The 8,456-nt window shown below is 44.5% G+C and carries 9 protein-coding genes; 8 read left to right on the forward strand and 1 reads right to left on the reverse strand.

Annotated elements, in window-relative coordinates; genetic code table 11:
• The first annotated feature begins 43 nt into the window (after window positions 1-43).
• The 4 genes from tyrR to HW45_RS16495 are packed head-to-tail and all read left to right on the forward strand — an operon-like array spanning window position 44 to window position 3,232.
• Window positions 44-1,585, forward strand: a complete 1,542-nt coding sequence (gene tyrR, locus HW45_RS16480) for a transcriptional regulator TyrR (protein WP_038228270.1) — start codon at window positions 44-46, stop codon at window positions 1,583-1,585.
• On the forward strand, window positions 1,585-2,163 hold the full coding sequence (gene rimJ / locus HW45_RS16485) for a ribosomal protein S5-alanine N-acetyltransferase (RefSeq protein ID WP_006072288.1): 579 nt from the start codon (window positions 1,585-1,587) through the stop codon (window positions 2,161-2,163). Before tyrR ends, rimJ begins: the two co-directional genes overlap by 1 nt.
• A complete protein-coding gene (locus HW45_RS16490; RefSeq protein WP_038228271.1) occupies window positions 2,163-2,750 on the forward strand; it encodes an HD domain-containing protein in 588 nt (195 codons plus the stop codon). Before rimJ ends, HW45_RS16490 begins: the two co-directional genes overlap by 1 nt.
• Before the next feature lie 8 nt (window positions 2,751-2,758).
• Window positions 2,759-3,232 (forward strand): DUF2947 domain-containing protein, encoded by a 474-nt coding sequence (locus HW45_RS16495; protein ID WP_006072292.1) that lies wholly within the window; start codon window positions 2,759-2,761, stop codon window positions 3,230-3,232.
• A gap of 62 nt (window positions 3,233-3,294) precedes the next feature.
• On the opposite strand, the gene HW45_RS16500 is transcribed toward HW45_RS16495, so the two are convergent.
• The gene (locus tag HW45_RS16500; RefSeq protein WP_038228272.1) at window positions 3,295-4,191 is read right to left on the reverse strand and encodes a homocysteine S-methyltransferase family protein; all 897 of its coding nucleotides are present in this window, start codon (window positions 4,189-4,191) and stop codon (window positions 3,295-3,297) included.
• Window positions 4,192-4,398: 207 nt separating this feature from the next.
• Here HW45_RS16500 and HW45_RS16505 point away from each other — a divergent pair, with 207 nt between their 5' ends.
• From HW45_RS16505 to HW45_RS16520, 4 genes are read left to right on the forward strand one after another with little or no spacing between them, the layout of a single operon-like run.
• A complete protein-coding gene (locus HW45_RS16505) occupies window positions 4,399-5,817 on the forward strand; it encodes an SLC13 family permease (RefSeq protein ID WP_006072295.1) in 1,419 nt (472 codons plus the stop codon).
• A gap of 5 nt (window positions 5,818-5,822) precedes the next feature.
• Window positions 5,823-7,148, forward strand: a complete 1,326-nt coding sequence (locus tag HW45_RS16510; RefSeq protein WP_038228273.1) for an ATP-binding protein — start codon at window positions 5,823-5,825, stop codon at window positions 7,146-7,148.
• The gene (locus HW45_RS16515; protein WP_031494351.1) at window positions 7,135-7,608 is read left to right on the forward strand and encodes a response regulator; all 474 of its coding nucleotides are present in this window, start codon (window positions 7,135-7,137) and stop codon (window positions 7,606-7,608) included. Before HW45_RS16510 ends, HW45_RS16515 begins: the two co-directional genes overlap by 14 nt.
• 40 nt (window positions 7,609-7,648) lie before the next feature.
• Entirely contained in the window at window positions 7,649-8,002 is a 354-nt protein-coding gene (locus tag HW45_RS16520; protein WP_038228274.1) for a rhodanese-like domain-containing protein, read from the forward strand.
• Window positions 8,003-8,456 lie beyond the last annotated feature (454 nt).

An 8,456-nucleotide genomic window follows, 5' to 3' on the forward strand; every position in this document is an offset into this window, starting at 1 on the left:
ACTTACTGTCAACATTTCGTGACACTTTCTATAGGAAGACAAAGTGCGTTTAGAGGTTTTTTGCGAAGATAGACTGGGGCTCACGCGCGAGCTATTGGACATTCTTGCGTCCAATAGTATTGATTTGCGTGGCATTGAAATCGATATATCTGGGATTATCTACTTGAACTGTCCAGATATTGATTTCGAGACGTTTAGGGACTTAATGGCCGAAATTCGCCGAATTTCCGGGGTGAAAGACGTTCGAAAGATCCAGTTTATGCCTAGCGAACGACACAATACAGAACTCGTGTCACTGCTCACCAATTTACCTTATCCGGTATTGTCAATTGACCTTAAAGGGGCGATTGATATGGCTAACCATGCAGCTTTGAAATTACTTGCGAAAAGCGAAGAAGAAGCCATTGGTCAGTTAATCTCTCATCTATTACCAAGCTTTAACTTCACCAAATGGATTGAAGGAGAGATCTCCCGACAGAAACAAGCTATTGTTATTGATGGTTTAGATTACACCATGGAAATCCTACCGGTTTACATTACTGGCGAGTCGAATGAAACTTTATTAGCCAGTGCGGTTATGAGTATCCACCCAACTACAACCTCAAGTGCGCCCGAGGTACTTGCCGACAGCAATTCGCTAGGGTTTGAGCACTTTGTTGGCGTATCGAACCGTCACAAAGCTCTGATGAGTCAAGCGAAAAAGCTAGCTATGTTAGACCAACCGCTACTGATTGAAGGCGAAACGGGTACCGGTAAAGAAATGCTAGCGAAAGCTTGCCATAATCGTTCTAATCGTGCTTCTAATCCCTTTTTGGTATTGAGCTGCGCATCGATGCCTGATGATGTTGCAGAAACGGAACTGTTTGGTCATGCTCCTGGTTCATTTAATCATGAACATGGTCACAAAGGTATTTTCGAGCAAGCTAATGGCGGTACTGTGCTATTGGATGAAATCGGTGAAATGAGCCCTCACTTACAAATCAAATTGCTGCGTTTCTTACAAGATGGCACCTTTAGACGCGTAGGGGAAGAGCACGAAGTACACGTTGATGTGCGTATTATTGCATCGACTCGCTACAATCTGGCGGATCTGGCAGAGCAAGGTGCATTCCGAGAAGATCTCTATTACCGATTAAATGTTTTGACGCTTACTATTCCTCCCCTGCGCGAGAGAGCTAGTGATATCGCACCGCTGTTGGATTTGTTTGTCGCAAAACATAGCAATAAGCTAGGCATCGCAAAGCCTGATATTGATGAGGAACTCGTGAAGTCTCTCAGCAACTATCCATGGCCAGGCAATATGCGTCAGCTAGACAATATGGTGTTGCGTGCGTTGACACAGGTAACGGGGTCAACATTGGAGCTAGAAGACTTTAATTTGCCTAAGTTGGAAAGTGTGAACTCCGGCTCTGTTAATCTAAACATCGATGGTTCTCTCGATGACATCATGAAGGACTATGAATCACGTGTACTTGAAAAACTCTATCAGTCCTTCCCATCAAGTCGTAAGTTAGCTAAGCGTCTTAATGTGTCACATACCTCCATTGCCAATAAGCTGCGTGATTACAATATCAGGAAGAATTAATGGAAGATCTTAGCTCGGCGGTGCAGCTGCACCGTCGCGAAGGGAATGTTCTAGTGAGAACGGCTAAGCCCTCTGATGCTTACACGATTGCTCAGTATTTTCGGGATAACAAGACCTTTCTCAAACCTTGGGAACCAAAACGAGATGCCGACTTTTATAAAGTCGACTCGTGGGCAGCCAAATTGGTGAAGTTAGAAGAGTTGCACCGTTTGGGGCTGGCGTATTACTGCTTAATTTTTGATGCGGAAACGAACCAGATGCAGGGGACGATCTCGTTTAGCAGCTTGATACGTTTTCCATTTCACTCATGCAACCTCGGTTACTCTTTAGCAGAAAATGCACAAGGCCATGGCTATATGCGCCGTGCGTTGAAGTTAGCGATACCGTATATGTTCGATGTGCAAAACATGCATCGTATTGCCGCATCATATATGCCTAGAAATGTTCGCAGTGAAGCGGTATTAAACGCGATGGGTTTCACAAGGGAAGGTTTTGCTAAAGACTATCTTTTAATCGATGATAAATGGGAAGATCACGTGTTAACGTCGTTGATTAACCCTAATTGGAAGCCATCCTAATGACTAGACTTGAGCAGCAACTCAGCTTATTGATGGAACTTGATAAGTTAAAAGCCGTTTTGCGCCGAACTCGAGTTCGATGTGCGGATGGTCGCTTCGAAAATAGCGCCGAGCACAGTTGGCACGTCGCCATGATGGCGTTGCTGTTGCAAGAGCATGCTAACGAACCTGTCGATATTGCAAAAGTCGTCAAAATGCTTTTGTTACACGACATGGTTGAAATCGATGCTGGCGATACTTTTGTTTACGATACCGCCGCATATGAAACACAGCAGCAAACTGAACTTGAAGCCGCCAAGCGTTTGTTTGGTATGCTGCCCGATGACCAAGGAGAGGCATTATTTTCGGTTTGGCGCGAGTTTGAGGCAGCAGAATCGGCAGAGGCCAGATTTGCTAAGGCGTTAGATAGACTTATCCCGATGTTATTGAACTACCATAATGATGGTCAAAGCTGGATCGAAAACAATGTTAGCAAACAACAAGTGATGCAAGTGAACCAACGTATAGAAAAAGGTTCACAAGTGCTTTGGGATAAAGCAAAATTGCTGATAGAAGAAGCCACAGAAAATGGCTGGTTAAGAAATTAGGAGACTGAATGTCTTACACAACTTTGGATGAATACCAAAGAAAATGGATTTTTACTCATCAATCAATGCCTGTTCCTGAGCAAGATTGGCCACAGATTAAACCCATGACTCAAGCGCGTGCGGCGCAGTTTTGGAAAGAAAATATCAGCGCCCAAAGCCCAGATGCAGAACGTCTAAGCTCACAAGATTGGCCAATGAAAGACAGCAATTGGCAAGATGATGTTGATTGGATGGCTGCGTGGGAAGCAGATGAGAACGAGCTTCCTGAAGCCGTGAATCAGTTTATCGATTGGCAAGACGACGTCACAGTGTATTTCTGTTATGAGAAGTACAACGTGATTGAAACTAAATGGTCGGTGTTTAAAAAGTATTGGAAGAACTTCCTGTTTTACGATGATGGCCCTATCTTATTAGGCCGCCGCCGCTCGGAAGCGCTTTGGTTTTCGACTCAGGGAACCGTGCGATTAGGCCATCGCAAGTAACCGATTTAAAAGCCAGATAATTCATCGTCTGGCTTTTTCATATCTGTATTATTGACTTGGCGTTATTTCACGCTTGCTTTCCACTTAGCCAACACTTCAATGTGTTCTGGCCCAATACCGCAACAACCTCCAATAATATTCGCTCCGTGCTGCTGCCATTTCTTGGCAAACTGCAAATACTCTTGTGGAGAGACTTCTCGTAACTCTTGTACTGCATCATTTGCTTTATGCCCAGACTGAATTGGCGTAAAGCTATTGGCGAATGCTCCCAAGCAAATTGAAGAGTGGTGACTTTCTAACACCTTTGCCGTTGCTGCTAAAGCTGCTTCAATAACTTCTGGAATAGAGCAGTTGAATAAGATGCCATCTGGGTTGTGTTTTAGCAGAGACTGCACCGCATCGACTACTGTTTCACCTGAGCGCAACTTACCTAGCTGGCTAACATCATCTAACAAGGTGTACGCGTAATATTTAGGCTTTGTCGACTCAGCAAGTACCTGAGATACCACCTGTGCTTCTTCAATACTGGAGAGTGTTTCGACCAACCAAATATCGACATACGCATCCTGAGCCTGCATTAAGTCTTGCCAAACCTGCGCCCCTCGCTCTGCCATGAACAGGTCTGGACGGTAAGAACCAAATGCCGGAGGCAGGGAGCCTGCGATAGTGACTGCGCGGTTACTGTGTGATACCGCATTTTTAGCCAGCTTCGCTGCCAAACCTGCGAGCTCTGTTCCTCGCTCATGATAGAGAACATCACCCAAATGGAAAGGTACACAGGCATAGCTGTTGGTCGTGATGATATCGGCACCCGAATCAATAAACTGCTGATGAGCCTGTTCTACAAAATGCGGCGCTTCTATTAAGGCTTGTGCGCTCCAGTAGGGTTGAGAAAATGGTGCGCCCATGCGCTTGAGTTCTCTTCCCATACCGCCATCTAGAATGGTGAGTGGATTCATTGTCTGGTTTCCTACAGCTAAACCGTTATGGTGTTATTTATATAAGTGTAAACACTGATGTGAGTAACAATAACAAATTGTTACCCAATTCACACTCCAAGAAACTTCATGATAAATATGCAAAAACTTTGATCCTACGCTAAGTAGCTCCACACATAGCGGCGTGATACTGCTCACAGTATAATATTTCTCAGGACGAGCAGTACCATGCAAAAATATTTAAAGTATATCATTCCGATATCTATCCCATTAATCGTTTTGCTCTTGCCACTATCGGCATTTCCTTTCGACGGATTGACCATTATCCAGCAGCGCGTTATCGCGATTTTCCTTCTCGCCGCCTTGTGTTGGGTGTTCGAACCTATCCCTATCTACGCCACCTCTGTGGTGATTATTGTGCTTGAGCTGTTACTGGTATCGAATAAAGGGCTTTACCTGTTCAGGCTGAATGAAGGACAGCCCCATTTTGGTGAGCTACTTAGTTATAACGAAATCATGGCAACTTTTGCCAGTCCGATCATCATGCTTTTTCTTGGTGGTTTCTTTCTGGCGATGGCTGCAACAAAATATCGCCTTGATGTTAACTTAGCGCGAGTGTTACTCAAGCCATTTGGCAGTGACCCAAAATTCGTCATGTTAGGCTTGATGTTAATAACCGGCATCTTCTCCATGTTTATGTCGAATACCGCCACTACGGCGATGATGCTCTCTATCTTAACGCCTGTTATCGCTGTTTTTGGTCCCAAAGATCCTGGACGAATTGCGTTTGCATTATGTATCCCTGTCGCGGCTAATATTGGAGGGATCGGTACGCCAATTGGTACGCCTCCCAACGCTATTGCTCTTAAATATCTCGTGGGTGATAACTACATCAGTTTTGGTGAATGGATGGCGTTTGGTGTGCCGTTTGTAGTGGTCATGATGGCGTTAGCTTGGATGCTAATTAACTTCCTTTATAGTGCCGATCAAAAGAAAATTGAGCTTTCAATCAAAGGTAAGTTTCTTAAAACGCCGAAAGCCATCATGGTCTACATTACGTTCACATTGACTATCGTACTTTGGCTGATGGGTTCCAGCCACGGAATGAACTCGTACACCGTCGCACTGATTCCAGTCGCAATCTTCTCGCTTACAGGCATTATCAACAAAGAAGATCTCAAGAAGATCTCTTGGGACGTGTTGTGGCTGGTGTCAGGTGGTATCGCCCTTGGGCTAGCTTTGGACAAAACGGGCCTTGCAAGACTTGTTGTACATAGCATTCCATTTGATGCTTTTTCACCATATGTGGTGCTGTTTGGGGCTGCTTTCTTGTGTTTGGTGATGGCAAACTTTATGTCGCACACCGCAACCGCTAACTTATTGATGCCAATTATGGCGGCGTTAGGCACGTCTATGGCGTCGCTGACACCACTGGGTGGCGAAATTACGCTGATACTCGTCGTCACGTTCGCTGCGTCATTGGGTATGTCGCTGCCAATCAGTACGCCACCTAACGCACTGGCACACGCAACGGGACATGTGCAAAGTAACCAGATGGCTAAAGTAGGCGTGATTCTTGGTGTGGTTGGTGTATTGCTTAGCTTCGTATTGGTTTGGCTATTACATGCCGTGGGACATATTGGGTAGAGTTTATGGAGCAATTAGTACGACATTATTTCTCGCAAAGTGATCGGCAGGTAACCTTGTCTGCCGATGAGGTCGTGCTGCGTCAAAGCGGTCAAAATGACCGTCTTTATCTTGTATTGCGAGGTGAGCTGGAAGGTTACTTTGAAAGTGATGAGGACGGCAAGCTTACCAAACTTTTCACGGCGTCGGCTGGTGCATTTATTGGAGTCCATAGTTTCTTTTCAGGGACTTGGACTGCGTCGTCAACAGTCATAGCAAAAACCGAAGTCACATTAGCGTGGATTGATAGGCATACGCCTGCCGTTTCGCCGGAAACGTTAGGGCCACTCAATGCGCAGTTTATGCCAGTAATGGTCAACGAACTGTCACGACGTCAGCGTCGTGCGACTCAGGAAGCGTTAGCAAAAGAGAAAGCCCTGCAGCGTCTACACACAGCGGAGCAAATGACGACGCTTGGACAACTCGCTGCCGGCATTGCGCATGAACTTAACAACGCTATTGGTGTGGTGAGCAGTAAAACAGAACGGTTACAGCAAGATTTAATTCAACTTCTAGAAGAGGTGCATCCAGAAGCAAGTCAGTTCTTCGATGTGGGGCTGATGCAAGGACAAAATGCGTCATCAAGTGAAGTAAGACAGCTTACCAAGCAAATACAGTCACAATATCGATTGGAACGAAGTCTCGCGAAACGTCTAGCTAGAGCCACTGCAAGCCACACGATTCCTGATTCTTGGTTAGCAGACCCCGAGCAAGCACTAAAGTACTGGGGAATGGGGCGCGATCTTCATGATTTACGAGTCGCGGCCAAACATACAGTGGGTATCGTCAAATCTGTGAAGCAACTGGGACGTACTGACGGAGAGCCTGATGAATTACTTGATATCAACGACACCATCAATAAAGCCCTTGCTCTATTACAAAGTGATTTACGACGCGTTTCTGTTCGACTGCGTCCCGCAACGCTGCCTTTAATCAAAGGGGCATCCACTGAGTATGTACAGATATGGAGTAATATCGTTAAAAATGCTTGCGATGCCATGTTGCAAACTGAATCACCTCAAATTGATATTCAAACAAAGTTATCGAATCAAAGAATTTTGGTCACCATTGCCAACAATGGGCCGGAAATCGATGAACCTACCCGCCGAAAAATATTCCAGCCCAATTTCACGACTAAGAAGGGCGGTCTATCGTTTGGCTTAGGGCTAGGGTTATCCATCGTTAAACGAATCGTTAGTGAAAATGGTGGCACGATTGTCGTGAAAAGCGATAAGGAGAGCACCATTTTCCGAGTCAAATTACCTGTAGGAGAAGCATATGGAGAAGCTTAACGTCATTTGTGTCGATGACCAGCGCGAAGTATTGAGCGCGGTTATTCAAGATTTGGAGCCTTTAGCGAATTGGTTAAACATTGAAGATTGCGAATCAGGAGAAGAGGTTCTCGACTTAATGGAAGATCTTGACGCTGACGGGGAGTGCGTTGCTGTTATCGTGTCTGACCATGTCATGCCGGGGATGACGGGGGTTGAATTGCTGACGGAAGTCTCCAGAGATAGCCGATTTAAAGAAACCAAAAAAGTGTTGCTAACAGGGCAGGCCACGCATTCCGATACTATTACGGCGATAAATACGGCAGGTGTTAGTCACTATTTTGAGAAGCCTTGGAATGCTGAAGAGCTCATTGCGTGTGTACGTTCTCTTGTAACCAGCTATATTTTCGATAAAGGCTTTGACTACCAACCTTATCATGAAGAGTTAGATCAGACGATAGTGTTTGAAAGGCTGCGCTAGCTCCTTGATTAATATAACACCTTATTACTTAGGAGGATTTATGAAGAAAATACTGTCCTTGTCGGTACTTTGTGTCGCATTGACTAGTGCTAGCGTGATGGCATCTGAACGCGCAGAACAAGGTTGGCAAATGATAGAACAAGGTGCAATGGTTGTGGACGTGCGCACTCCTGATGAGTTCGCTGATGGTCATTTGGCGAATGCAGTGAACTATCCGTTATCTGATGTTGATAAGTACTTTGCTAATGTCGATAAGTCTACACCGATCGTTGTGTATTGCCGAAGTGGTAACCGTTCAGGTAAAGCAATGGATTATTTGACCTCTGTTGGTTTTAGTAATGTCCACAACGCGGGTGGATTAGAAGAAATGCGCGAACAGAAAGGCGCAAAGTAGCAATAGACACCCCTCTATCATTCGTATCGTCACCCAAGCAGACCTTTTATCGATGTCTTTACACCATAAAAGGGGTGACCATACCGAATGTTGTGGCGTCATACTGGTCTCTTAGGTTAATCAACTATCCAATTCCTAAGTTTAGTAAATGATTAAAGTAAACTTGAATTTGCTTAAGTTATAAACGTGATCTTGAAAGGAATAATTGCAATTTATTACTTGCTTTTAATTCTATCTGATATATCGTTTGAAAAAACATAAGTTATTATTCGGTATTTTCGAGTTTCTGGTGTTGAACCATTTTTACTAAAGGAGGACTAATATCATATTGATAACCCTCTTTACTGTGTTGTTGATTTGTTTTTTGACTATAAGTTACTGATAGTTAAAAGTTATTTTTAAATCTCAATACCATTAATCCTACTTATCCCTTCTGACACTATTCGTTACAAAC

Source organism: Vibrio sp. ER1A, from assembly GCF_000733315.1.
GTDB classification, from domain to species: Bacteria; Pseudomonadota; Gammaproteobacteria; order Enterobacterales; family Vibrionaceae; genus Vibrio; species Vibrio mediterranei.

Coding starts and splice junctions, on each gene's coding strand:
- rimJ (WP_006072288.1), top strand. CDS start 1,585: ATGGAAGATCTTAGCTCGGCGGTGCAGCTGCACCGTCGCGAAGGGAAT.
- HW45_RS16490 (WP_038228271.1), top strand. CDS start 2,163: ATGACTAGACTTGAGCAGCAACTCAGCTTATTGATGGAACTTGATAAG.
- HW45_RS16495 (WP_006072292.1), top strand. CDS start 2,759: ATGTCTTACACAACTTTGGATGAATACCAAAGAAAATGGATTTTTACT.
- HW45_RS16500 (WP_038228272.1), bottom strand. CDS start 4,191: ATGAATCCACTCACCATTCTAGATGGCGGTATGGGAAGAGAACTCAAG.
- HW45_RS16505 (WP_006072295.1), top strand. CDS start 4,399: ATGCAAAAATATTTAAAGTATATCATTCCGATATCTATCCCATTAATC.
- HW45_RS16510 (WP_038228273.1), top strand. CDS start 5,823: ATGGAGCAATTAGTACGACATTATTTCTCGCAAAGTGATCGGCAGGTA.
- HW45_RS16515 (WP_031494351.1), top strand. CDS start 7,135: ATGGAGAAGCTTAACGTCATTTGTGTCGATGACCAGCGCGAAGTATTG.
- HW45_RS16520 (WP_038228274.1), top strand. CDS start 7,649: ATGAAGAAAATACTGTCCTTGTCGGTACTTTGTGTCGCATTGACTAGT.